Below are 25,518 nucleotides of genomic sequence, written 5' to 3'. Positions count from 1 at the left end.
TTTCCCCCGAAGGGAGTATGCGGTATTAGCAGTCGTTTCCAACTGTTGTCCCCCACTACCAGGCAGATTCCCAAGCCTTACTCACCCGTCCGCCACTCGTCAGCCAAAGAGCAAGCTCTCTGCTGTTACCGTTCGACTTGCATGTATTAGGCCTGCCGCCAGCGTTCAATCTGAGCCATGATCAAACTCTTCACTTTAATGATTCGTTTGAAGTTGTAGCTTTAAACTAAGCTACTAAGTATGTTGGCTAAACTCAAAGTCCTTAACTAAGAACTCACACAGATTGTCTGTACCTAAATTTTTAAAGAACTACAAAGCGCTTGGCTTTGTTTACCGAATCGCTTAGTGCGTTTCAGCGAGGACGTATTTTAATGATTTCAAACACCACGTCAACACTTTTTTAAAACTTTTTTAAGCGCGGACTTATAAGTCTACACGAACACCCCTATAAATCCCGCATATATATCGCATTTTGTGACCAAAATCACATCAAAGATTTTTTTAACAAAGCTAAAAACTGATGGCTCCATTAACTATTTTTGCATGGTAATTGCGCCATAAAATACAAAAAACGCTGTTCAATCTATTTGCTTGATAGTGTAGATAAGCAGATCTTAGTGATTTCACATGCCGTAGACCATGCTCTTAATGTTGTTAAACATGTTTGGACCATACTAGCTTTATCATATGCGCATTTATGTATTTGCCCTGAGTTAACCATCAACTCAACTAAGCAACTTTATATTGGCACAACACTAAGATTTCATAGAGTCTTATTTTGCTTAGACTCTCTTTAGTACAGATCTCTTAGTCTGGATTGTGTGTGTTTGGCAGGCAACTGAAATAAGCATTTGACCTAAAGCCTTTCCGAGCATAATTGGAACTGCATTACCAATTTGCTTGTACTGAGATGAGACAGTTTCTGCAAAACTCCAACTATCAGGAAATCCTTGTACACGTGCATACTCTTTTACAGACAATGGTCTAGTAAATTTTGGATGACATAGCATTGTGCTTTTTTGAACAGGTGATGTTACAACCGTTGGACATGGTTGACTGTAAGACAGTCTCCTATAGAACCCAACCTTTCCGCCCCCTGATGCATAGGCACCACCCATAGCCTCAGATTGCATGTTCTCAGGTAAAGACCGCCAATTTCCGCCCTCAGGCACTAGATCAAGAAATGCAGCTCGACTAGCACTAAAAGTTGCGCAAGCTCCGGGATTAGATTCGAGATCTTTGATTGCATCTGACAACGTATGCCATCGATATTCTAGACATTGATGCTGCTGAAAATGTGTAGGCACAGGAAGAAAGATATCCTCATTGTCTCGAGATCCAACTATAACGAGTCTTTCTCTAAATTGAGGGGCTCCGTAGTTAACTGAGTCCAATACTCCATAAATAGTCTTATATCCAAGACTGGCAAACTCTTCTAGTACAACATCAAGCACTGTTGTTGCATTAGGCAATGGTTGACTTAGCTTTGCAGATACAATACCCCTAACGTTTTCCATAAGAAAAAAGCGAGGATGTATCCCCTCAATCATTCGAACAAAGTCTTTAAACAAAGAACCTCTAGGATCCTCAATACCTAGTCTTTTACCTGCCGTAGAAAATGGCTGACAAGGCGGTCCGCCGCATACTAAAAAGGCCTCACCTCTTTGAAGCCCTGCTGAGCTAAGCATTTGCTTAGCCGTAATACCGCGAATGTCTCCCTCAACTATATGCTTATTGTTCAGTCTTGCAGTTTCAGCACAATCATGCTCGAAATCTTGACCAACAACAACATGAAGACCAGCCTGTTCAAGACCAAGATCAAGTCCCATTGCACCTGAAAATAAAGAAATTACTGAGTAGTTCATTGATAATGAGAGCTTCCTTACTAAAGGCAAGGAACATAAGGTATGAAAAATCCTTAAGCCATATTTAAATACTAGTAGCTGTTCTAAAACAGGTTACTAATATAAATTTTACGCCCAAAAACTCAACTAGTTCATCTTTTGTGAACAAAAAGATTCGCTCTCATATATCTGCGCTTTATCCTGCTCAACCCCCTCTACCGCAACAGATTAGACCCACATTTATACTCATTAGCGCCGCTTAAGCTAATCGACATCATGCTCTTATTATTTCAAAATTGTTACCTGCTATGTTTTAGCTAGGAATTGAGGCGCATAATAGAGTCTTGCCGACTCTTGGAGACATTTTTATGATTAAGCCGATTTTAGGTATATGTGCAGCCCTGCTTCTTTCTTCTAACTGCATGGCATCTCAAAGCAGTGACTACAATGTAGTTTCAGCTGAAACTATTGAGCAAAATACTACTAGCTCAGCAAACAATACCTCTACAGCAGCAGTTAAAGCTGCTATCGATCTTAGTACCCCTGTCGACTACGAACGCTGTCACCATACTCAAGATCTGGCTAAATTCTTGGATTCCATACCTAAAAATGATGCTAAAAGCCTAGCTCAATTAAAGAAGTTTCTAGTGGGCTGCCGTGAACTACTAACAGAGCGTATTTCAAACACTCAAAAAGAGATTAGCAAGCTGCAGCAAAGGCAGGAGTAGCTCTTAAGCTTTCTTCTATATCTTTTTGATAGTCTAAGTCGTTGCTTTATCCTATGCCTGTAAAATTGCTTCAGCCCATGGTCTTTAGGCGTTGCTTTAGCTTGTGGATGCAGGCATTGCTTAAGCCCATGGCATTGGCATTGCTTCAGCCTATGGCTTTAAAAGAACATTAGCCTATCTGCCGCTTAAGTCCTCTAAGCGGCATTTGAATTCACTTCATACAAGCGCACCAACCCATAAGTACTCCCATAAGCCAGTGGTGCGCCTATGCTTGTCTAGTATTTTTCTAAGCAGGTCTGCCCGAAGCTAGCTTCTCAAAAGCGATCAGTGGATCATAAGCACTCTTTAGCTCTTCTGCCTCACGACCGTAAAACTCTCTAACCTCAAAGCGAATTGACTTTTCAAAGTTCTTGCATTGTTCAACTACAGGGCCTGAGCCATTTGCAATGGCATACTTAAACAGGTCTAAAGCACTGAGCATTAGCGAGAAATAGCAATTAGCTTGTTTTGCTGCAAGTGCTTGAGAGTTACAGTAATGCTTAGCTCCAAAGAACAAAGCAAAGCCTTTGCGGTATGCATGTTTTGCCTCATCAGTGCAGATATCATCAATGGACGATAACAGCTCATAGGCTATCTTGTGCTCGCCTACATTGTTATGCGCCACCGCCTTAAGGCTAAGTAAATCCACTGTTAGCTGATCTTTTGGCAGTAACTCAAAAGCCTCAATGATCTGACGATGTCTACCATCCTCAATAAAGAAGTCAGCTAGCTGATCTGGATCTGTTGGCAGTGAGGCAGCAACTGCAGCAATCTGTGATTGTAGATACTCACAATAAGCGTCAGATAACTGCAGCTCATCAGCTTTCTCGTTGTTAATGATCTCGCCATCTGAAATACGCTTATTCAGCCAAGCTGAGATCGATCTTAAGACATCGTCATCAGTGCAGCCATCAATACCAGCTGCAATAATCTTAGACCATTTGATCGGCGCTTGAGAAAGCTTCACTGTAGTGTCACTCTCTGATTCGATCATCATGATGATGTCAAAGAATCTTCTTGATAACTGATCATCTAAAGGTACAAGAGTACCGTTTTCCTGTACTGCTCCCTTAGCAATAGATCTGAGCCAATGATTAACAGCAATTGGATTACTGCTCTTATTGACTAACTCTTTGAGCTCAGGCCATAAAGGTGAGTTCTTCACATCCTGCAGCAACTTGAAGGTGACCTCTTCTTCATCTATATCAAAGTTCTCTTGAGGAACAAGCTTACTGATGAATTCTTCAAAGTTATTGGCAAGAAAAGTAATCTTGTAATCATCTTCCTGATCAACATGCACTACTTGCGGCTCACCGTGTTCCATGTGACGTCCGCATTGTCTGTAATCAAGAAAAATCATGTCATGTCCAGCAGATGGACAATCACAAATAGCCACGCCAATATCAGGATAGCCCCATTCCTCAATCATGAACTTAGAGCCTAACTGACCAAGTAATGAATAAGATGTTTCTTTACCAATGGCTAAGAACGAGCTGATAGCTACATGATCTGATGCCCAGGTGGTTGGTTCAGAGCAAGGGCAAGCGTCATTTACTGGCACACCGCCATTCTTGACACTCATAAACAGGATGTAGGACTTAGGAAGTTTAACGTTCAGTTCTTGCTCAACCTCAGCGATAGTAGTTGCTGTAGGTAAAGGCTCACAAAACTCTTTAGAACTATACTCACTATCATCCCAGAACTTATCGAAATCTACGGACTCAAACATCCTAATCCCCTTACACCTTCGTATATAAAGTGAGTAATTAACAACCTAAGCAATCTGTCACATTGATGACACCATGCTGTGCTGACTAAAAAGCTTTCATAACTTTAGCAAGCCCAAAGATTTGAAGTTGCTTAGCTACGTTCATTTATAGCAAATGGAAAGCTAGTCCCTGCACTATCTAACTCTGATCTTGCCAGATCTCACAATGTATTTAACGATCTTATTGCTGTTCTTGTGATCGCTACTCATTTCTTTTCAATAAGCCTGGTAAACGGCACTTTTATAAGCTGAAAACGCTAAACAAGTTGTAAGTTGTATGGGATGTGAAGTTCTTTAATCTAACAACACTTAGATTGCACAGTCAGGTTATGACTGCCTATATGGCGCAAAGATTTCATCAGAAGATGACGGCATGAATCATCAATGAGCCTTTTTAGGCAAATACATTTAGCTTTGAAACTTTAGATGTTGGCCTGTTCAAATCACATGACCTGAAAGGATTATTAATAGGTGGGAACAATTAGCAGATAGATGCTATCAAATAGAGAGGTTAGCCATGAGCTGCAGATTGGATAGATATACTGCAGCTCATGTTAATAATGTTAGCGTCTTTGCCTAGCGCTAAAGATTAGATGAAGCGTAACATGTGAGTTGCTACAAGCTCATCAGTATGCAGAGCTCTAAGCTCAATACGGTCTTCTAAGATAAGACCAAAGCCTGCCTGAGTGCCACCCTTTGGCAGGGTAGTGGAGCCTGGGTTGGCATTGATAAGACCATTTTTCTTCTCAAAGAAGCCTGCAACGTGGGTATGCCCACTTAGGACAATATCTCCCTCCTGCAGACCAAGCTTCTCACGCATTGAGACTGCCTTTTCCATATCCTCGTGATCGATCTTGTATAAGTGACCATGAGTGAGCATGATGCGCTGATGCTTTGCCTTTTCACCAGCCTTAGCATTTGGATCTGGAACTAAGATAAAAGCGTATGGGGCATTGCAAGGATAGCTCAGCTGCATAGACTCAACTTCAGCATCGCAATTACCACGAACAGCAATGACACGATCCTTGTAGGCATTTAAAAGCTCAATTGCCTTTGGTGGGGAATACTGATCTGGAATTGGATTGCGAGGACCATGGTTGAGAATGTCACCCAAAGTAACCAACTGATCGCAATTGTACTTATCAAAGTAGCTCAGAGCCTTGGTTATAGCAGCTGCATCCCCATGCAGATCTGAAATCACTAGGTATCTCATACACACTCCACTATCATCGAAAAAGGGAATATGGCGGCCATCTGTGCTTAACGTATATCCATTGATTATCTAGCCACCAGAAAAATAGTTTTTAGCATTGTAATTGACTATGCTAGCGATGCATATGGCTAATAACCAATAATGAACAACTATCTTAACTTTTCTTTCCAAAACTCTCTCATCACACTTATTAAACCGCATGAAAAAGAGCATCTTCAAAGTTATCTGCACTAAGTGGTTTATCAATTCTCTTCAGCTGTAAAATATAAAGCCCTAATTTCAAGTGATTATTGTTTGTCAATTGAGCTTGTTAAGAGTAGCGCTAGCAGCTCTTATTAAGCATGATTTGTCTTTATCAATGCCTTGAGCAAAGCACGGTGCGCTTAATGAAGATGAGAAGTTTAGAGTTATTTGCAGGCCTTGGTGGAATGGCTAAAGGTCTTGAGTTAGCAGGCTTTGAGGCTGTACATCTAGTTGAGCTCAATCATCAAGCTTGCAATTCTTTACGAGCAAACTTCAATCCCGATCTTGTCTTTGAGGGTGACGTGCGTGATTTTGATGCCACTCCTTTTGCTGGTATAGATTTATTGGCAGGCGGCCCTCCTTGTCAGCCATTCTCTCTAGGAGGTATATCAAAAGCCCACCATGATGAGCGTGATATGTTCCCTAATACAGCTCGCATCCTTGCTCAATGCTGCCCCAAGGCTTTTATCTTTGAAAATGTGAAGGGATTGGTGCGCAAAAGCTTTCAAGAATACTTTGAATACATCTTGCTCACCTTGACCTATCCTTTGGAGCCAAGATCGGATGATGAACCATGGCAAACGCACAAAGCGAGGCTTGAGAAAATAGATCTTAACAACTATGGCTCTGTCTCATACACCGTAAGCTATAAGCTGCTCAATGCAGCCGACTATGGGATACCGCAACGCCGTGAGCGTGTCTTTATAGTTGGTGTGCGCAACGATCTCAAGGTCAAGTGGGATTTTCCGAAACCAACCCATGCTAATAATGCTTCTAACAATCGTGTTGAACGGATCTCAGACAATCTCATGCCCTGGGTAACATTAGGCGAGGCGCTTAATGGCATTCCTGAGCCTGATCAAGATGGAACGTTCAAGGTAGATCATATCTTGCGTAGCGGCGCGAGAATTTATGAAGGTCACACTGGTAGTCCACTTAATGAACCAGCAAAGACCATTAAGGCTGGTGTCCACGGCGTTCCAGGTGGTGAGAACATGATCCGTTTTGATGATGGATCGGTACGCTATATGTCAACTTACGAGGCTAAAATTGTTCAGACTTTTCCTAGCGACTATGTAGTCACTGGAGGAGCAAGTGCAGCTCTGCGTCAAATTGGTAACGCAGTTCCTGTCAAGCTTGCTTATATACTTGGCAAGCAGCTAAACCAAATGTTGCAGGAAGCATCCGTAGAGACAGCTTAGAACTGACTAAAAGCAAAGGTATTGGAGCAATTAACTGCTAGAAAAAGCACAGGATTTGGCTATTGCAATGACTGCCATGCAGCAGTTGCATCAGTCAGCATTAAGATAGATTGCTCGTGAATTGAGACTAATGGTGAGGATGGTCCGATGTAGCTCAAAGCCAAAGGCCTTGAGCTTAAAGAGGTGGGGATTAGCTTTGTGGCTGTTAATACTCGTTTTGTGAGGATTGACGACGAGTATATGAGGATACAACAAACTCGTCGAGCATCTTTTGCTCTCTGCGCAGCTCTTCTTTGAGACGCTTTTGAGTCTGCTGCTCAATGAGCTTCTCAATGATCTTGCGTTCCTTTTGACGAGTCATATACATCTGACGCTTTTGCTCGGTGAGCATTTCTAAACGCTTGAGCTCTTGGCGCTGCTTAACAGCAATGTTATCAAGCTTTTCAATAAAAGCTTGGTAAGCCAAGATCTTGGTGCCAGTAAGACCGTTGCGACCTTCAGCCTGCATTTCAGAGATATAGTTCATACGAAACTCTTCAACCTGACGGATCTGATTTTCGTAATTACTTACCTGATTACGACAAAAGACCCAGTCTTCAAGAGCTTTCTCTTCGTCTCTCTGTCGCTTGTCTTTAACTAAGCTTAAAGCTCTATCAGCAGCCATATCTCACCTTAATAAGATTAAGTCAAACTCAACTTAAAACCTACGCTCTTATCATTATCTACCAAATACGTTCTATGTTTTTAGCCGTAGTAGCGGATACTCTAGCTGCATCACTAGCTAAGTAATCGCTGACGCGATTGCAAGTCTAGTTTCGGTTGCAGACCTGGATACTGTTGCTAAAGCATGGGCAAGATAACTTGTAGTGCATGTAAATGCGGTTTTTGGCGTAAAGTTGACACCATAGATCTGCAATGAGCAACTATTAAGCCAACAAGATACAACCTCATGATCTAAAGACGACAAAGCCCCGTACCTACGAGAGGTGCGGGGCTTTTGAAACTGTTTTTGAAAGGCAAAGCTTGTGATTTTAGCTTGTAACTTTGCTTGTAACTTTAGCTTTAGACTTTGCTTGGCTCGAATCTACTTACTGATTGCGCGGAGCAAAGGACATGCGGGCTGCTACTGGTGCGGCACCTTGCTGACGCTGAGGTGGAGGCATCATGCGGCCTTGCTGCATGTTGTTAACCTTATTCTGAGCATCGTCAATTAAGATCATGGAGAGCTTACGTAAGCCATCGATACTGTCAGAGAATGGAATAACTTCTTTCATGCCCTGCTCAGTGAACTGATCGATATAAGGCTTAATCATCAGAGCCTGATCGATACGAGGATCAGAACCACGCTGATAAGCACCAATGGAGATAAGCTCGCGGTTTTGGTTGTACAGAGCTAAACACTGACGAATAGTTCTGGCCATTACCATATGCTCTTCGGTTACAACAGCTGGCATAACACGAGAGATGGACTTTTCAACGTCGATAGCTGGGTAGTGACCGGCATCAGCAAGCTCACGAGAGAGCACGATGTGACCGTCAAGAATAGCTCGAGCCGCATCGGCAATTGGATCTTGCAAATCATCACCTTCGACTAAAACGGTGAAGAATGCAGTGATCGAGCCTTGGCCCTCTGAACCATTACCAGCACGCTCTACTAAGGCTGGAAGCTTAGCAAATACTGATGGTGGATAACCCTTAGTTGCAGGTGGTTCACCCACTGCCAGAGCGATCTCACGCTGCGCCATTGCATAACGGGTTAAAGAATCGAGAAGCAGCAGTACGTTATAACCTTGGTCACGGAAGTACTCAGCAATCTGCAGAGTAGTTTCACAACCCTTAAGACGCATCAGAGGTGAGGCATCAGCAGGAGCTGCTACTACGATAGAACGAGCACGACCCTCTTCGCCTAAGATGTCCTCAATGAACTCTTTAACCTCACGACCACGCTCACCGATAAGGCCTACCACTACGATATCAGCAGTAGTACCACGAGTCATCATACCTAAGGTTACGGACTTACCCACACCAGAACCTGCAAACAGGCCCATACGCTGACCCTGTCCAACGGTCAAAAGTGCGTTAATTGCTCTAATACCTACGTCCAAGCTGTTACGAATTGGACGACGAGCCATTGGGTTTAAACGTGAAGATGACCACTGAGCAGCATTACCTTTGGCAAGTGGACCTAAGCCATCAATTGGCTGACCCATACCGTCAATAACACGGCCTAAAAGATGAGTACCAAAAGGGAACTCCTTCATACCGCTAACTGGGTATACAGCAGCACCTGGGGTAACACCCTCAACTTTTTCAGTAGGCATGAGATAGATAGTCTCACCTGCAAAGCCTACTACTTCGGCCTCCATATCACCTTTGTCAAGTTTGATACGGCAGCGGTCGCCAATAGCAACCTTAAGACCGACTGCTTCTAAAGTCAGACCGACAACACGTGTTAATTTGCCTACAATCTGAGGGCTCATCTCTGTATCAGGAAGATCAATCGCCTTAAGGCGAGATAAAAGATTATTCATGATCTCTAAATTCTCACGTTGTCGGTTTGTACACCAAATGTATTGAATGCTACGGTCCTATTTAACCAAGATAGCAAGCTTAAGTGCTTTGACACTTATTGACAAGCAAAGATAGTCATTGTCGTGCATGAGCAAGCTCAAGAGATACACTTGGGCTTTAACAATGCACTATTAGCCATATGCCTAGTGCAAGATCGAATCTAGGCTTTAACTTGTTTTTGCCTGACTTAGGTCGTTAGGATAAGCTAAACACTTTGGTGCTTAAGCACTCATAAGCTAAAGTTTATTAAGGTCATCTTGATGGGAAGACCTCATTTAAAGCTTAAGGTTATGAGCTAAAAAAAAATGTTTAGTCAAAAGCTCTAAGGCTCATAATTAATGGCACTTATAGCTTTGACTTAGGCATGCATTAGCTTTAGTTAAGAGCATGGCTGCATGCAGCCATGTCTCAATAATTTTATATTACTGAGCTGCGGCGGCTCTTGCAGCGGCTGCGGCACCACGGCCTTCAACTACCTGACCTTGATTACCGCCTTGCAGAGCCTGAGCTGCTGCCTGCATATCTGGGCTCATAGTGCCGATTTGCTCAGCATGAGCATCTGGGATTTCTTCGTCCTCAAGACCAGCACCGCCGTAGTTAGTACCTGGAACAGCATCTAACTGGTCACGAGCGGCCTGAAGTGCAGCTTGGCGAGCTGCCTCGTGTGGATCCATAGCACCTGCATCTACAGGGGCTGCCCCCATATCAACCTGGCCTTCTAAAGAGGCTGCGGCCTGAACTTCTGCTGCATCTGGATCGATGTCGTCTTCAATTTCCTGACCCATTGCTGCAGCAAGGTTACGCTCAGCTTCGTCAGCAAAATGTGGCTTTGGAGCCATGCGTTGCATGTTTTCAACAATACGCTCAGACATGCCCATTAAGTCACGTGGAGGTGCTACTGGCTTTCTTGGAGCTTCATCATAATCTGGAGCACCATCAATAACTTCTTTACGAGCTGAAGCTACAGCATCAGCAGAACCGCTTAAGAAAGCTGAAATAAGAGCATCAATGCGGTCATCAGCACGCCACTGCACTGAAGAAACCTTGGTATTAACCACTACATCACCGTGCTTTACGGAAGTAGATGGCTTTAAGTCCCAGCCCTGTGACTGCATGTAATCTGTACCAATAGAGGCAACCATCAGAGCATAATCGTCTTCTGACAGTAAGATTTCAGCGCCTTTCTTGGCCTCTGGGAGCATGTTAAAGCACTTTTCGATGCTACCCTTTAAGAAATCGGCATCAGCAATTAACTCACGCTTTAACAGCACCTTGGCTAAACGAGAGATGATGTAAACGGTCTCGTCAGTAACCTGCTCATCTAACTCACGTAAAGGGTTTGCCAACATATCTGCTAAGTGACGGAAACGGTCAGCCTGGGTAGTTACAATATCTGAACCTGCAGCTAAACCAGCCTCTTGGCCCTTGGTGTAACCATCATCACGACCTACACGGAAGCCATCTTGGTAGCCTGCTTCCTTACCCTCTTGCAGACCTTGAGCATAGCCATCAACCTTGCCCTGCTCTACACCCTTTTGGTAGCCTTCTTCATGACCCTTGTTTAAGCCCTCGGTGTAGCCCTCGTTGCGAGCTGCATTACGAATAGCCTCAAGCTCTTCAAGAGAAATGGTTGGAGTTTCTTCTTCCTTGCGCTTAGCCTCTTCAATAGCGGCTTGCTCAGCTGCAAGACGCTCTTCTTCAGCCTTACGCTCAGCTTCCGCCTTAGCAAGACGCATAGCCTCTTGGTGACGACGGAAGTAACCGCCTACCTCATAACCCATGGCATTGGTAGAAACTGGTTTACCATCATCAAATAAAGGCCACTGCATTGGGGTAAAGCCTTTGGTGGCAGCACCTTGCATAACAGTAGCTTCTTTATAGGTCATTGGATGAGTGTTTTCTTTGACTGACTCAACAACACTGTTTGGGTCAATCTTGTCATTCAAAGAACCAAAAGCGTGGTCACTTTTGCCGAGTGGGTTAGGCATAACTGAAAACTCCTAAAGATAGCCTGCCTTGTATCAATATCTCTCAATGCGCACCCTCACCGATAAAGAATAGCCTTTATCTACCTTAAAGCTAACTAATTGCCTTAAGGATATGCATACTCAATTTGAGTCGATAAGCACCTGACGATGTTGCCTATCATGATGCGATTAAGGAGTGCTATTAATCTAAGCTAAAACCATAGCCTGACAAGATTAAAACTTAATCTTGCTGCAGCAAAATATATGGTTTTTCAAACTTAGATAGAGCAAGCATTATGCTCCATTTGCAACAAGCAAGCCATTGCTTATACAGCCGATAAATAAGCCATTTATAAAAGGATTCAAGTTACAACATCAAACGATAATCGCCTTGAGGCTAAAGTGTCAAAAAACATAAGCCCATAAACACATGCACAAGTTTTCAGCTCAACAACTACGACAGATGCATAACCTGCAGCCGCAGCTGCACCGCCTCTGACAGCTTAGCTTGGCAGTTTTAAAGATTTGCGACCCATTACAGTGGAGCTTGAATTCATCGACTTACGACCATAAGCAAAAACTCTATCTGCTATTGCTAATGCTTAGCTTGCAAAATTCATCTTGATAAGGTGCCTGAGATCGGAGCAATTGCTTGTGCCATCAGCAACTTGATTGTTGGTACCTAAAGAGGGTCGATTGCTTGTCCATCAACAGGGCCATTGCTTGTAGCTGCAGAGGCTCAGTTGCTTGTGCCTAAAGATGGTCGGTTGCTATTGAAAGCATTAGGCTTAGTGGGTAAGAGAGTTTGCGATCGCTGCTGATGATGATTCAGACGAGCTTTGCTAGTGGAATCTTTTGGGAGGTGTTTGAGGTGTAATTGTTTTTGATAACGGTGTTTGGCGGGTATAAATAACAAAGGCAGCCTTGTAGGCTGCCTTTGAAGCAGAACTCTGTGCAAGCACAGACTTGAGTAAGCTCGAAGGTGCATAACAAGATGTATGCACCAGATAAACAGTTATTACTCGATGAAGTCGTTTTCGGCGTTGCCACGAGAGAGCATGATCTGGCCGGAGTCTGCGAGCTTGTGAGCAATGGCCAGGATTTCCTTTTGTGCTGCTTCCACGTCGGAAATCTTGGTTGGGCCCATGGACTCGAGGTCTTCCTTGAGGGACTCGCGAGCACGAGAAGACATGTTGGTGTAGAACTTCTCACGGAGAGTCTCATCAGCACCCTTGAGGGCCTTAACGAGAACGTCGTTAGGAATATCACGCAGCAAGGTCTGAATAGAACGATCGTCCACACCACCCAGGTTCTCGAATACGAACATGAGGTCTTGAATCTGTTGACCCATTTCCTTGTCCTGAGCCTGGATTGCATCCATAAGCTGGGTTTCGGTGGTGTTGTCGAGGTAGTTCATGATGTTTGCAGCTGACTTCAAGCCACCAATCTTGGCAGTCTGAGCACCTGCAGAACCAGCAAATTGCTTCTCCATAATTTCGTTGAGCTCCTGCAGCGCAGCTGGCTGAACTTCTTCTAAGGTAGCAATACGCATGATTAAGTCTAAGCGTACAGTCTCTGGGAACTGACTTAAAATCTGAGCTGACTGCTCTGGATCTAAGTAAGACAGAACGATAGTCTGAATCTGAGGGTGTTCGTTTTGGATGATAGTAGCAACCTGACGAGCATCCATCCACTTGAGGGAGTCAAGACCATGTGAGCCTGAACCCATGTTGATCTGATCAACGAGGTTGTTAGCCTTATCCTCACCAAGAGCTGCAACCAGAGCGTTCTTAACAAAGTCTTCAGAACCAATACCAATGTTAGAGTGCTTGGTAATGTTGGTCAGGAAAGTCTTGTGAACGGCGTTAACGCTATCCTGGTTGAAGTCCTGTAGCTCAGCCATCCTTATACCGAGCTTCTGAACTTGCTTAGGCTGCAGGTTACGGAATAATGTAGCAGCATCATCCTCAGATAAGGAGAGCATTAAGATAGCTGCCTTATCAATACCTGACAGCTTCTCAAGAGCCATCTTCTCATCGTCTGACAGTTCTAATCCGTTGCTCGAGGAAGGAGTAACTGGAAAGCTCTGCGGACCTGCTCCGCCCTGTCGTACCATAGCTCTGTCTGACATATGAAAATAACCTCAAATAAGTTGCGTCTTTACTTAACAACTCTAGACCAAAGCTCTTTTAAACCTAGTGCCTTGGCAGCTGTCAGTAGCTTGACGTTACTTTAAGAAATCCTTGTTTGCGTTTAATTAAAGAAAGAGCATTCTTTAACTACTAACGCTGCAATTTGCAGAAGGCTAAACTCAAATAAGCTGTCACTAAAAGAAGAGTAAAGAATACTATCTATTTATTGACACTTAGATGAACACAGCCTTCTGAAAACTGTGTGTTGCAATCTTATATTGTACTAAATCCATCTTGCTCATCTCAATGTTAAGCATCAGAGCACAAGTACTTAGATTGCCAAAAGGCGGAGCATGGGCTCCGCCTTTTATCGTGCCTCTAAGCGAGGCACTGAAGTTTAGTTTATAAGCCTGAAGCGGCTGCGGCCTTATTGCCCTTCTTCTTATCCTTCTTGTCAGCGCTGTCTGAATTAATCCAGTCACGGAGTACTTCAGCAGAGAGCTGAGGCTCGTTGGATACCAGAGTACGTACTGCGTTGAGCAGGTCTTCATCACGGTGGAGGTTAGGCAGCTCAATACCACCCTCACGGTTGATGTTGTAAATCTGGTCAGCAAGCTCGTTCTGGGCAGCGATGAGGTTGAGATCATCTTCACCACCGAGAGCGGAGCCATTATCAAGTTCAAGCTGTTGCTCGAGCTCGATGTCGGCAGCGGACTTGCCACGGAGCAGACGGTTGACCATAGGACGAACCACGAATACAACCAGTACCAGGATGATGAGCACAGCACCAGCAATACGCAGGATACGTAAGAATGCTTCTTGTTGCCACCATGGAAGTGCAGGGGTTACGTCGTTATGAGGGAACTCGATAGTAGCTACGTTTACAAAGTCACCACGAGTTTCGTTCAGACCTAAACCGCCGCGTACTAAAGCTGCAATCTTGTCTAATTCCTCTTGTGTACGAGGCACATAGGTTACAGCACCATCAGCACCAGTCTGGCGTAAGTAGTCAACTGCTACGGATACTGTCAGGCGTTGTACTGAGTTAGTTGGACGAATGGTGTGACGTACAGTGGTGTCTACTTCGTAGTTACGTACTGCTTCACGGTTTTCATTCTTGTCTTTAGCGCTATCGCTCTCCATAGCGGTGCCATCACGCAGCTGCTGTGGAATAGTAGCGTTAGCTGGAGGCTGGTTAGATAAGGAGCCTGGTACACCATATGGAGTGCCTTCTTCCTTGCCGCCGATCTCCTCACGTAAGGTCTCGGAACGTACAGCCTGATTATCTGGGTTGAAGAACTGACGGGTTTCCTCTTCGATAGTGGTGTCTAAAGTTACATCCACTTCAGCAGAGTAGTTACCTTCGCCAAGCATCGGACGGAGAATGGTATCAAGCTTGTCACGATACTGAGCTTCGCGCAGGGTGCGCATTTCAAATTCTTTTTGCAGACGGTCTTCGCCATTGGCATTAGCGCCAGTGTTGTCGCTAAGTAAACGACCGTGCTGATCGGTAACTGTAACGTCCTTAGCTAACATGTTGTGAACTGAGGAGGATACAGTGAAGCGAATTGAGTTTACGTTATCTGGTGATAAGTAAGCACCTTGCTGCAGAGTTACAACTACTGCTGCAGATGGACGCTGCTGTGAGCGAGCAAATACGTTATCGCGTGGGATAGCTAAAAGCACAGTTGCATGCTCAACACCGTTAATACGGGTAATGGCATTAGCAAGCTGCAGCTCACGGCTATGCTTAATACGCTCGGACTCAAGACGCTGAGATACGCCAAAGCCGTTGTCCTTCATAATGAGGGCATCTTGCTCGGCAATCTTATTGATAGCTACACCATTGCGCAGCATTGCCTCACGTACCATGGCGTAATCATCAACATGTACGAGGACGCTGTCACCGTTTAAGGTGTAGTTAAAGCCCTGAAGGCTTAAGAAATCGATGACCTTGCCTAACTCTTCTGGAGTGTAGCGGCCGATAGAACGCTGTGAAGCTGCACTATTGTTGGCTTGCAGTGATAACAGGCCGAATACAGCACCTGTTAAGAACAACACTAAGAAGCCAAGGATAATGAGCTTACGCAGAATTTCGCCATTGCGCAGGAACTCACCTACACGATTCTTAAAATCAGTAGGCTGTGGCTCGGTATTTACAGTATTACCAACGGTTCCGCCGATGCGATTCTCACTATCATCCCCGTCCTGACGGTCTTGGACGGCATCTGCAGAGACTTGATCAGTATTCTGAGCTTGACCGGCATCATAGGCATTGGTATCGACAAGAGCAGTGGAGTTCTGCCCCTGCTGATTGCCATTAGCAGCCACCGGGAATGAATTGTCTGACATTTTCTATCCTTTATGAAAAAGACTAAATCTGCATCTGCATGATGGTCTGATATGCATCGACCAACTTATTGCGAACCTGTAAAGTAGCCTCAAAAGATAAGCTTGACTTGTTAGATGCAATCATAACGTCAGCTAAGGTAACTGAGCGGTCACCTACGTCAAAACGCTGAGCCATGGAGGCTGATTCGTTCTGAATGATGTTAACGTTCTCAAATGCATCCTTTAACAGTTGCTTGAACTCACCAACGGTTTGGCCTGCGCTGTAAGCTGGCTGGTAAACCTTGTCAGCATTGTTGTTATTAACAACACCTGAGTTCATGGCACCGTTAACAGTTGCCTTTGCCTGATCACGTAAAGCACGTGCAGCACTGTCACCATTGAAAAATGGGCTCTGACCGCCGATGTAACCAAACTCGGAGTTACCCTGTGGAACACCGCGAGATGCACCCTGGCTCAGTGAGCTCATTTGCTTGTTCATCAGCTCAAGCTGTGACATCAGCGAGCTGTTAGAGATGTGATCGATTGCCATTGTTAGCTCCTGTCAGATATATGACGAATAAATCAAGTCTGACAGTACTTAAGTCAAAAAGCGTGCCACAACGAACAAACCGCATATGCAAGCGATTTATAAACACTAGTTCGACGCTTTTTAACCGCAAAAACAATCACTTTTCCAAGCGCGTTTTCAGGCTTTTAAAACCTACAAAATTGTAGATTTTGATCGCTTATCCAACCATGTAGCTAGCCAACCATCTGTCATCACGTTCAAACAAAATTTAATACCGCAAATTACAGATGCCCCAAAGGCGATAAGAACTAATGAGCTTATGCATTGAGGAAGTTGCAACAAACTAAACAGTTGAGGGCTGCAAATCATACGTATTTTAAGACACAAAAGCTATAGCTAAGCTTAAAGGCGCAACTTTGTGCACCAATGGCTTAGCAAAGGGCATTGCTATCTTAAATGCTTGCAACGCTACGTAACGTTCTAGCAACTAGCTTTATCTCATGTCTAAAACATGTCATTAACAAGCTTAAGTGCTAGCTGTATAGCCTCAAACAAGTGACGTTAGAAAAATAACTATCAGGCCACTAGTAAAAGCCACACAGGCGAAAATCGGTTATCCAAAGTCTCGTAATCTACAACTTGGGGCTTTAAACCAAGCTTCATGCATTCAATGCATGCAAGCAAAATATAAAGACTCTCTAGTCTGACTACCAAGCTATCTGCTTTAAAAGCAGTTACAGCAAAGACTCCGCGCACAGTATAGCCACTCTATTGGCTACAAGCGCATATTTAGTTTATAAAACGCTGAAGGCCTCACGTCTTTGTTAAAAAGACGCAGCGTAGTGCATAGCAAATGCTCCGCATCAGTGCTATTCAAGCAAACAAACACAAGAGTACTAAGAGCATATGCACAATAACTTAGCCACGTTAAAAGCAAGCTAAGGCTATTGCAAAGCCTAAAGAGCGCAACAAAAAGTAAAACCTAATCAAAACAGGCCTAACCAAGTTGCTAAACCAAAGAGCCTTTTCTTAGTCAAATGCCTCACTTAGCATTCACTAAAGAAAGTAGCTGAAATTTTGGATCGTGGCATTATACGAGTATACAAGCTAAAAATGTGTGAAGCTTCACAGTTTTTTGAAATTACCTAGTTACAACATATACATACCCGAACTAAGATCCCCATAAACAAGCCATTTTTCAAATTATCAGACTAGCTACAAACGCACCAAATCGGTCACTTGTACGACCTTTTGCCCGCTTATCGTGAAATTTTCCACCCCAAAATCCACTAAAACCCCCATAAATCTTTACACTCAAAGCCCATCTGCACAATAAAAATGACCATATGCTCACATCCACCACAATTTCTCATTCAAATTTAACAAAAGCCCCACATCCATTGACCCCGCTCACACTTTTGACTAAATCCTGAGCCACTACCACACCAAAGCCAAGCACCCAACCACTCGCATCATTTTGTCTACCGCCGCAGCCCCTCAACAACCACGGCTTCCTCAACACTACGCCACAATCCCAAGCTCCCGCCAAATCCACCAAGCAAAAGCTCAAAGTACACAACTGATTGTACACTCCCAATCCTTAAACAACGACCACTCACCACCATGCAAAGCCAGCTAGTACATGGGCTCCAGACACTCAAGCACCTCCCGCTGTACATGAGTTTGCTCAGAACTAGCCACCAGAGACAGACGCTTAACTTCACTTGAACTTAGTAAAAAGCTAAGTAGCACCACAGCTCCTAACCAAGCCCACTCACACCTTAGATATAACGGCCTCAACTCAGCGCTACAATGATTGCCAGCTGTACTGGGCTCAACAGCCTACTTTAAGAGCTTCACTCTTTTGACAGATCGCAAGGAAACAACAACAAATAGTTATCACGCTAAATCTTTTGCCAAATCCAAGATTTTAATGAGCTTTTATGCGATCTGCAGGCTTAATTTTCAGTATCTAGCCAAAATCCTGACTATGGTTTTAATGCGATAGTTTTAGTTTGATTTAGATAGAACCTACTCCATTGATGATCTTTAACTATCAACTTCACCATACGTCAAAACCTAGCCACAAGTTGCGCCGTCAAAATGATCTATGCGTTCATAGAAGCAGCAATGCTTGCTACTCTTACTTTATCAAATGCTTAGCGCCATGCCGTTGAGGGCTAATGGAGAAAATTGAGTGGAACCAATTTGCAGAAAAAGAAAAAGCACTATCAACAGACCATGCTCTTGGCTGCCGATAGTGCTTTTAAGAAATTTGTAATTTGCCTTAGTTCTTAGTGCTTACTTTGTGACCAGCATACGGAAGATGCGGATCTTGATTGCCTTTCTATGGTCAGTGTAAGCAACGTAGAGGAGGTGGTGACGACGATCTACCTGCATGTATGGAGAGGTGAAGGTGCCCTTTGGATCATCTTCGAGGCGTAACAGCTCTTCAAAGTGAACACCGTCCTTAGACATGTAGATGGATAATGGAGAGTCTTCCTTAGTCTTAGCCTTCACTGGATCTGTAGTGAGCTTACCGCAAACTAACAGACGGTTCATGTAAGTGACACAATCAACGCCGGCTAAGCAGTTATAAAGCTCAATTGGGTATGGTTCACCAAAGCTAGCACCAGCATCATATGAGTCAGCTACGTGCATCTGAGAGCAAGCAGCACTCATAAGCATGTGGACAACGCAGCTCTTGGCCTCGTACTCATCTTCAGTCAGCTGCTGCAGATCGTTATCATCAGCCTGGTGAACACCTAGGTCCTCAAACAAGGCTGCCTGAATTACACCCTTAGCTACAAATGACTTCTCACTAGCCTCAACCTGTACAGCACTTGGGTCAATTGAGTTAGAGGTATTTACAGTGCGTAAATCATCATCGGTGTAATCAACGAATGCAGGGCCAGCATTAGACTCTACTGAAGATGGGAAGAGAACTCGTCCTGCAAATGGGCCTTTTCTAAATAAGAAAGGCTTAGTACGCACTGGACCACGAATCTTTACATCACCACCCTCAACTGCCTTGCGAGGAGTTACAAAGCTCTTACCATCATCACAGCTAACAGATAAGTAAGATCTTGGAGTCTCGTTTAATGGACCAGCCTTGTAAACAAGAGCAATCACGGCATCATCAGCGGCACTAATACGTGTACCTGGAGTTGCATTCTGCACATCATCCATCAGGCGATCAATTGAGGTTGTAATGTCACCCTTGACGCAACGATTGTGGCTTAAACCTTCCTTAAAGCGTCTTTCACGCATCTCAACACCTTGGTTGAGATAGAAGAGTACAGGAGTGCAGTTCTTGGACTGATTGAGCTCTGGGCAGTCTAACTTCTGCACAGATGAATGAGAGCCGTCAGCCTCAATACGAACTACGTAGATACAAGTCTCACCAGCTTCACCGCTTGAGCACTTTGGGCCTGCGTAAAATGCGCACAGCATTGGGCTAAACGGAATAAAGACATGATGGAAATGCTCATGCTTAAGAGGTAGCAGAGTACCAGCATGGCAAATTCGCTGACATTCAGATGCAGCCTCATCTACACTTGTACTATCGCGGTCGGCCTTCTCAATCTCATCGAGAGTAATAGAAGTGCTAAACACTTCATGAACGTTGACCATAGCTACCACCTTACATGAACAGTAGAGAAAAACTTAAAAACAGTTAGCTACTTAAGCTGTACATGAGCACTGCAAAAAGCAACTACCCCTGCACACAGCATTTTAACCAGTCAAGCTAACTTCAGCATCACTTAGGCACTTTATGCCAGCTCTCAAACGTAGACAGTAGCAGCTCACCACAAGCAAATACCACGTAAGTCTATAGACTCATGAGAGTATGGTTACCACCTCAAAAAAGCAAAACTAAACTCTCTTACAAAAAAAGAGATCGCAAAATTAAGTAGATGGTCTGATGCAAATAGCATATTAACAAGTAACAGCATGCCATTGTGTATATTATGCCAGCTATATTGATGCACACTACAAATTTTCACTCGAAAGATAGCAAAAGTAATAATTTGTGATTGAGATACAACAAAAATAAACCGCCTTTTTCCTCAACTAAAACACAAAATCAGCACTCAAATACATCATGTCAATCCACCACCAAGCTACAAAAGCCCCTCAACTGAGCTAATCCAAAGGCAAGTCAGCGCAAACACCAGCCATCCAATAGAAAGCAAAAGCAATTACAAATCACCAATAATCAATCAACAATCAGCTATCAGCAAAAGGCTACCGCAGCTTTAAACATGCTGTTCAAAATGCAAAAGGGCCAAAGCCACACAAGCTGCAGCTTTGACCCTTATCAAGAGCTAACTAAGTTAGCCCTTTAAGAAGTAAGACTTTGCGTCTTACCATCTAATTAAGCACGACGCTTCTCGTGAACGCCTTCATCAGTTGCGTATAAGACAACATCAGCACCACGGTGAGCAAACAGACCAACAGTTACTACACCTGGAATGCCATTAATCTTATCCTCAAGCTCAGCGGCGTTAGTGATACTTAAGCCGTGTACGTCTAAGATTTCGCAACCGTTGTCGGTAATGCAGCCCTCACGAAGCTTTGGCTCACCGCCTAAAGCACGTAAGGTACGAGCAACCTGCTCTCGAGCCATTGGGATAACCTCAACAGGTAATGGGAACTTACCTAAGATGTCAACGAGCTTGGACTTGTCAACGATACAAACAAAGGTCTTAGCCATAGAAGCTAAAATCTTCTCACGGGTCAGGCAAGCACCGCCGCCCTTGATCATGTCAAAGTTCTCATTGATCTCATCAGCGCCGTCAATGTAAACGTCATATGGCTCGCAGGTGTTTGGATCGAGAACCTTAACGCCGATCTCCTCGAGGCACTTGGTGGTTGCATTGGAGCTTGAAACAGCAGCCTGTACCTTAATGCCATTAGCCTGAATAGCCTTGATGAACTTAACTACAGTTGAACCTGAGCCTACGCCTAAGATTGCATTCTGAGGAATAAACTCTAAGGCCTTCTGAGCAACCATCTCTTTTAACTCATCCTGAGTCTTTGCCATGATAAAACCTCTGCTTGGTATTAATAATCTGTCATCACTGTCAATCAACAAGCCTTGAGTTTATTAGCAAGCGGTCAGACGTGGCACGCACCTTAATGCTTAAAGGTGCGTGCTAATAACCTTTTAGTGCCAGGATAAAGAAGTCTTGCTAACTAAAACACTTATGTTAAGTGTAAGCCTTGTTGAGATACCATTGCGCTTAATTAAGCACAATGAAAAGCGCCCACCATACTTTAAGTAGAGGTGGGCGGCATGATAAATCTATAAGCCCATGTATCAAGACTGTCTTTCAATCAAGCACATCATGCTGTACATGGCTTAGTATTACTTAACAGTAATACGAGCAAAACGGCGCTTACCAACTTGGTAAACTGCAGTGCCCTTAGCAACTTCCATCTTAGGATCGGTGATAACTTCACCTTCGCACTTAACAGCGTTTTGCTTAAGCATACGCATAGCCTCAGAAGTAGAGGCAACTAAGCCAGCATCCTTGAGCATGTTAGGCAGTGAAGTTACATTCTCGAATGTGAACTCTTCGATATCCTCAGGCAGTGCACCCTTAGCAAACTGATTGATAAAGCCATTAACAGCATCATCACCAGCCTGCTGACCGTGGTAGCGAGCCACGATTTCACGGCCAAGCTCGAACTTAGCATCACGTGGGTTCATCTCACCAGAGGCACACTTACGCTTGAACTCTTCGATCTCTGTTAATGGACGGAATGAGAGCAGATCGAAGTAGGACCACATCAGCTCATCGCTTAAGGACATGATCTTACCGAACATCTCATTTGGAGCGTCATGCACACCAATGTAGTTGTTGGCGCTCTTTGACATCTTCTTGACACCATCAAGACCAACTAACAGAGGCATCATGAGTACGCACTGCTGCTCTAAACCTGCATCCTTCTGAAGCTCACGACCCATTAACAGGTTAAACTTCTGATCAGTACCACCAAGCTCAATGTCTGCCTTTAAGACAACACTGTCATAGCCTTGGAAGAGTGGATATAAGAACTCGTGAATTGCGATTGGCTGACCTGATTGATAGCGCTTGGTGAAATCCTCACGCTCGAGCATACGGGCTACAGTAAGCTTTGAGGCAAGACGAATAGTGCCCTCTGCGCCTAAAGCGCCGAGCCACTCTGAGTTGTAGCGAATCTCAGTCTTCTCTTTGTCTAAAACCTTAAAAGCCTGCTCTGCATAGGTCTGTGCGTTATACATGATTTGCTCACGTGATAACTGCGGACGGGTTGCATTCTTACCTGATGGGTCACCCACAGATGCTGTGAAGTCACCAATAATAAGCACAACCTTATGACCTAAGTTCTGGAAAGTACGTAACTTGTTGAGAATTACAGTATGGCCTAAATGGATATCAGGGGCAGTAGGATCCATGCCAAGCTTGATAATAAGCTGACGACCGCTTTCAAGCTTCTTCTTAAGCTCATCTAAAGGAATGATTTCCTGAGCACCGCGAGAAATCTCGCGTAACGCCTCTTCAACCGCTACCATTTGAAACTCCTGTATGCACCAACTCACGTCAAGACTTTAAGTACTGCTAACTAAGCACAGTACTATTTGCTATGACGGTATTGATGCTCTTCAGCAAAACACCAGTACAGACACTTACTAACAACAAACTAGATTTTAGACAAAGCCCGCCTCTGCAAGACCAAAGTGCAAGAAACGTTGTGCTGCCTAAAGATAAGTGTTCTATACCAGCCAAATACACAAATTCAGAGCGAGAGTATAGCACATTGCCTACAAAATCCCGTCAAATGACCATCTAATCGCTAAATCTCATTCTTATGCGCACCCAACATGTCAGATAGAAAGTATTAACTATAATCGATGCGTAAAGCACCATCTAACTTATGACGTCACCCACTACAAACCGCATAAACATAAGCTTTACAAGTCATTCAAACACTAGGCACAGCCTTTGCAGTATACGTACAAAAACTCGTCAAATGCTCTCTAAAAACAGCATTTATATGCCCTCTAAAAACAATTGGGCACAAAGCCGAGTCAATAGAATTTTTAAGTAAGACTCATTACAAAGCATTTGTAATGACGAAGTGACTTAACCAGTTGTAAAAACGCAAAAAAAAAATGCGTCTTTTCACAACACGAACGTGAGACAAAAGCACTTCACTGAATAAGAGAGAAATGCAATGGCCTTGTACGTCAATACCAACGTTAGCTCTATTAACGCTCAGCGTAAGCTTGCTAACTCCACCCTTGCGCTGAATACCTCATACCAGAGACTTTCCTCTGGTCTTCGTATCAACAGCTCCAAGGATGACGCTGCCGGCCTGCAGATCTCCGACCGCTTAACCGCCCAGATTAATGGCCTCAACCAAGGCAACCGCAACTCAAACGACGGTATTGCCCTCTGTCAAACCATTGAAGGTGCCCTCGACGAGACCACCAATATGCTGCAGCGTATCCGTACCCTTGCAGTTCAGGCCGCTAACGGTACCAACACTGAAAAAGACCGCAAAGCCCTTCAAGAAGAAGTAAACGCTTTATCAGACGAAATCACTCGTATTGCACAGAAGACTACCTTCGCAGGCGCACAGGTTCTTGACGGTGGCGTTGGTGTTACCAACGGTCTTATGCGTGAAGTTGCAGGCCAAGGTAACGTTGCAGCCAATAAGAAGCAGTACGAATACTTCTTCCAAGTGGGCGCAAATTCCAAGGACGAAATTACCCTTGTATGCGGTGCTTTCACCATGAAAGGCATTGCATCTCAGGCAGGCATTACCGCAATGGCCCAGCTGACTAAGGCTACTGACAAAATCCAAGGTAATTATGCATTAGCTGGTCTTTCTGTAAACGGTAATACATGGCACTGGGTTGTTGATAAGCCAAGTATTGCTCAGCGTACTCTTTACACCATCGATCGCTTCATCGAAACCGTGGATTCTAAGCGTGCGGCCCTAGGCGCAATCCAAAATCGTATGGAAAGTACCATTCGTAATCAGAGCTCAATTTCTGAGAACGAATCTGATGCACGCAGCCGTATCCGCGATACTGATTTTGCATCTGAAACCGCTGCTTTAACTCAGAACCAGATTATTCAGCAGGCCTCTCAGACTATTCTGACTCAGGCTAACCAGCGTCCTACTGTTGCCCTTAACCTGTTAGGTCAATAGTAGTTTGTAGCGATAGCTACTTAAATGCGGCATAGCCTCAAAGGCTATGCTGCTATACACAACGAGCAATCAGTTCATTCTCAAACATACTGCTTAGTTTGCTTGAGAATGCATTGATAAGCTCTACAACAAAGTCCAATACCTTAAAAAGTCACTGTGACATGATTTTGTAGAGTCGCATCTGATGTAAACGGTAAGCGCTTAAAAAGCGCTGGACACAACAAGGACGAGAAATATGGCCTTATACGTTAATACCAACGTTAGCTCTATTAACGCCCAGCGCAAGCTTGCCAACTCCACTCTTGCGCTGAATACCTCATACCAAAGACTTTCATCTGGTCTTCGTATCAACAGCTCCAAGGATGACGCAGCTGGTCTGCAGATCTCCGATCGCTTAACTGCCCAGATTAATGGCCTCAACCAAGGCAACCGCAATGCAAACGACGGTATCGCCTTAGCTCAAACCATCGAAGGTGCCCTCGACGAAACCACCAACATGCTGCAGCGTATCCGTACCCTTGCAGTCCAAGCCGCTAACGGTACCAACACAGCAAAAGATCGTCAGGCTCTCCAAGAGGAAGTTAACGCCTTATCAGATGAGATCACTCGTATTGCTCAGAAGACCACCTTTGCAGGCGCTCAGGTTCTTGATGGCGGTAAGAACGTAACTAATGGTCTCATGCGTCCAGTTGCTGGTCAACAACCTAATGCTCAAAACCGATGGGAATATTTCTTCCAAGTTG

At 44.2% G+C, this 25,518-nt stretch carries 16 protein-coding genes and 1 rRNA gene; 4 read left to right on the top strand and 13 right to left on the bottom strand.

Annotated features, from left to right (window positions below; genetic code table 11):
* Together H524_RS0108835 and H524_RS15100 are read right to left on the bottom strand one after the other, a co-directional pair.
* A 16S ribosomal RNA gene (locus tag H524_RS0108835) occupies positions 1-197 on the bottom strand; the annotation flags it as partial.
* A gap of 585 nt (positions 198-782) precedes the next feature.
* Positions 783-1,865 carry a DNA cytosine methyltransferase gene (locus H524_RS15100; protein ID WP_044121873.1) on the bottom strand — a complete coding sequence of 361 codons (1,083 nt, stop codon included), beginning with the start codon at positions 1,863-1,865 and terminating at the stop codon, positions 783-785.
* A gap of 347 nt (positions 1,866-2,212) precedes the next feature.
* Here H524_RS15100 and H524_RS0108825 point away from each other — a divergent pair, with 347 nt between their 5' ends.
* Entirely contained in the window at positions 2,213-2,572 is a 360-nt protein-coding gene (locus H524_RS0108825) for a hypothetical protein (RefSeq protein ID WP_044121872.1), read from the top strand.
* 286 nt (positions 2,573-2,858) lie between these two features.
* On the opposite strand, the gene H524_RS16615 is transcribed toward H524_RS0108825, so the two are convergent.
* On the bottom strand, positions 2,859-4,340 hold the full coding sequence (locus H524_RS16615) for an SMI1/KNR4 family protein (RefSeq protein ID WP_052339012.1): 1,482 nt from the start codon (positions 4,338-4,340) through the stop codon (positions 2,859-2,861).
* A 628-nt stretch (positions 4,341-4,968) separates the two neighbouring features.
* Positions 4,969-5,592, bottom strand: coding sequence for a phosphodiesterase (gene yfcE / locus H524_RS0108815; protein WP_027939955.1), 624 nt, complete (start codon positions 5,590-5,592; stop codon positions 4,969-4,971).
* Positions 5,593-5,978: 386 nt separating this feature from the next.
* Here yfcE and H524_RS0108810 point away from each other — a divergent pair, with 386 nt between their 5' ends.
* Positions 5,979-7,037, top strand: a complete 1,059-nt coding sequence (locus H524_RS0108810; RefSeq protein WP_211232165.1) for a DNA cytosine methyltransferase — start codon at positions 5,979-5,981, stop codon at positions 7,035-7,037.
* A gap of 205 nt (positions 7,038-7,242) precedes the next feature.
* On the opposite strand, the gene fliJ is transcribed toward H524_RS0108810, so the two are convergent.
* From fliJ to tyrS, 9 genes are all read right to left on the bottom strand, one after another.
* Positions 7,243-7,701, bottom strand: coding sequence for a flagellar export protein FliJ (gene fliJ / locus H524_RS0108800; RefSeq protein ID WP_027939953.1), 459 nt, complete (start codon positions 7,699-7,701; stop codon positions 7,243-7,245).
* Positions 7,702-8,125: 424 nt separating this feature from the next.
* Positions 8,126-9,571, bottom strand: coding sequence for a flagellar protein export ATPase FliI (gene fliI, locus H524_RS15090; protein ID WP_211232167.1), 1,446 nt, complete (start codon positions 9,569-9,571; stop codon positions 8,126-8,128).
* A 459-nt stretch (positions 9,572-10,030) separates the two neighbouring features.
* Positions 10,031-11,596, bottom strand: a complete 1,566-nt coding sequence (locus H524_RS0108790) for a FliH/SctL family protein (protein ID WP_027939952.1) — start codon at positions 11,594-11,596, stop codon at positions 10,031-10,033.
* Positions 11,597-12,593: 997 nt separating this feature from the next.
* Positions 12,594-13,691, bottom strand: a complete 1,098-nt coding sequence (gene fliG, locus H524_RS15085) for a flagellar motor switch protein FliG (RefSeq protein WP_044121879.1) — start codon at positions 13,689-13,691, stop codon at positions 12,594-12,596.
* Positions 13,692-14,109: 418 nt separating this feature from the next.
* The gene (gene fliF, locus H524_RS15080; protein WP_052339011.1) at positions 14,110-16,059 is read right to left on the bottom strand and encodes a flagellar basal-body MS-ring/collar protein FliF; all 1,950 of its coding nucleotides are present in this window, start codon (positions 16,057-16,059) and stop codon (positions 14,110-14,112) included.
* Positions 16,060-16,081: 22 nt separating this feature from the next.
* Complete coding sequence (gene fliE / locus H524_RS17735) at positions 16,082-16,588, bottom strand: flagellar hook-basal body complex protein FliE (protein ID WP_245580454.1); 507 nt, start codon at positions 16,586-16,588, stop codon at positions 16,082-16,084.
* Positions 16,589-18,868: 2,280 nt separating this feature from the next.
* A complete protein-coding gene (locus H524_RS0108765) occupies positions 18,869-20,200 on the bottom strand; it encodes an exo-alpha-sialidase (protein WP_027939949.1) in 1,332 nt (443 codons plus the stop codon).
* Positions 20,201-20,945: 745 nt separating this feature from the next.
* On the bottom strand, positions 20,946-21,614 hold the full coding sequence (rpiA, locus tag H524_RS0108760) for a ribose-5-phosphate isomerase RpiA (RefSeq protein WP_027939948.1): 669 nt from the start codon (positions 21,612-21,614) through the stop codon (positions 20,946-20,948).
* Positions 21,615-21,938: 324 nt separating this feature from the next.
* The gene (gene tyrS, locus H524_RS0108755; protein WP_027939947.1) at positions 21,939-23,129 is read right to left on the bottom strand and encodes a tyrosine--tRNA ligase; all 1,191 of its coding nucleotides are present in this window, start codon (positions 23,127-23,129) and stop codon (positions 21,939-21,941) included.
* A 662-nt stretch (positions 23,130-23,791) separates the two neighbouring features.
* Between tyrS and H524_RS0108750 the strand changes: the two genes are divergently transcribed.
* Together H524_RS0108750 and H524_RS15075 are read left to right on the top strand one after the other, a co-directional pair.
* Positions 23,792-24,775, top strand: coding sequence for a flagellin N-terminal helical domain-containing protein (locus H524_RS0108750; protein ID WP_027939946.1), 984 nt, complete (start codon positions 23,792-23,794; stop codon positions 24,773-24,775).
* 235 nt (positions 24,776-25,010) lie between these two features.
* Positions 25,011-25,518, top strand: a 508-nt coding sequence (locus H524_RS15075) for a flagellin N-terminal helical domain-containing protein (RefSeq protein WP_483756914.1), incomplete at its 3' end; no start/stop codon positions are given.

This window comes from Anaerobiospirillum succiniciproducens DSM 6400, from assembly GCF_000482845.1.
GTDB classification, from domain to species: domain Bacteria; phylum Pseudomonadota; class Gammaproteobacteria; order Enterobacterales; family Succinivibrionaceae; genus Anaerobiospirillum; species Anaerobiospirillum succiniciproducens.
The sequence above is the reverse complement of the archived record's forward strand: the minus strand, read 5'-3'. Positions and strand labels throughout refer to the sequence as shown.

What these genes read in the sequence shown, in the direction of transcription:
- H524_RS0108790 (WP_027939952.1), bottom strand. Translation starts at nt 11,596, where the DNA reads ATGCCTAACCCACTCGGCAAAAGTGACCACGCTTTTGGTTCTTTGAAT.
- H524_RS0108825 (WP_044121872.1), top strand. Translation starts at nt 2,213, where the DNA reads ATGATTAAGCCGATTTTAGGTATATGTGCAGCCCTGCTTCTTTCTTCT.
- H524_RS0108765 (WP_027939949.1), bottom strand. Translation starts at nt 20,200, where the DNA reads ATGGTCAACGTTCATGAAGTGTTTAGCACTTCTATTACTCTCGATGAG.
- H524_RS15100 (WP_044121873.1), bottom strand. Translation starts at nt 1,865, where the DNA reads ATGAACTACTCAGTAATTTCTTTATTTTCAGGTGCAATGGGACTTGAT.
- rpiA (WP_027939948.1), bottom strand. Translation starts at nt 21,614, where the DNA reads ATGGCAAAGACTCAGGATGAGTTAAAAGAGATGGTTGCTCAGAAGGCC.
- fliG (WP_044121879.1), bottom strand. Translation starts at nt 13,691, where the DNA reads ATGGTACGACAGGGCGGAGCAGGTCCGCAGAGCTTTCCAGTTACTCCT.
- H524_RS0108750 (WP_027939946.1), top strand. Translation starts at nt 23,792, where the DNA reads ATGGCCTTGTACGTCAATACCAACGTTAGCTCTATTAACGCTCAGCGT.
- fliE (WP_245580454.1), bottom strand. Translation starts at nt 16,588, where the DNA reads ATGGCAATCGATCACATCTCTAACAGCTCGCTGATGTCACAGCTTGAG.
- fliF (WP_052339011.1), bottom strand. Translation starts at nt 16,059, where the DNA reads ATGTCAGACAATTCATTCCCGGTGGCTGCTAATGGCAATCAGCAGGGG.
- H524_RS16615 (WP_052339012.1), bottom strand. Translation starts at nt 4,340, where the DNA reads ATGTTTGAGTCCGTAGATTTCGATAAGTTCTGGGATGATAGTGAGTAT.
- tyrS (WP_027939947.1), bottom strand. Translation starts at nt 23,129, where the DNA reads ATGGTAGCGGTTGAAGAGGCGTTACGCGAGATTTCTCGCGGTGCTCAG.
- H524_RS0108810 (WP_211232165.1), top strand. Translation starts at nt 5,979, where the DNA reads ATGAAGATGAGAAGTTTAGAGTTATTTGCAGGCCTTGGTGGAATGGCT.
- fliJ (WP_027939953.1), bottom strand. Translation starts at nt 7,701, where the DNA reads ATGGCTGCTGATAGAGCTTTAAGCTTAGTTAAAGACAAGCGACAGAGA.
- yfcE (WP_027939955.1), bottom strand. Translation starts at nt 5,592, where the DNA reads ATGAGATACCTAGTGATTTCAGATCTGCATGGGGATGCAGCTGCTATA.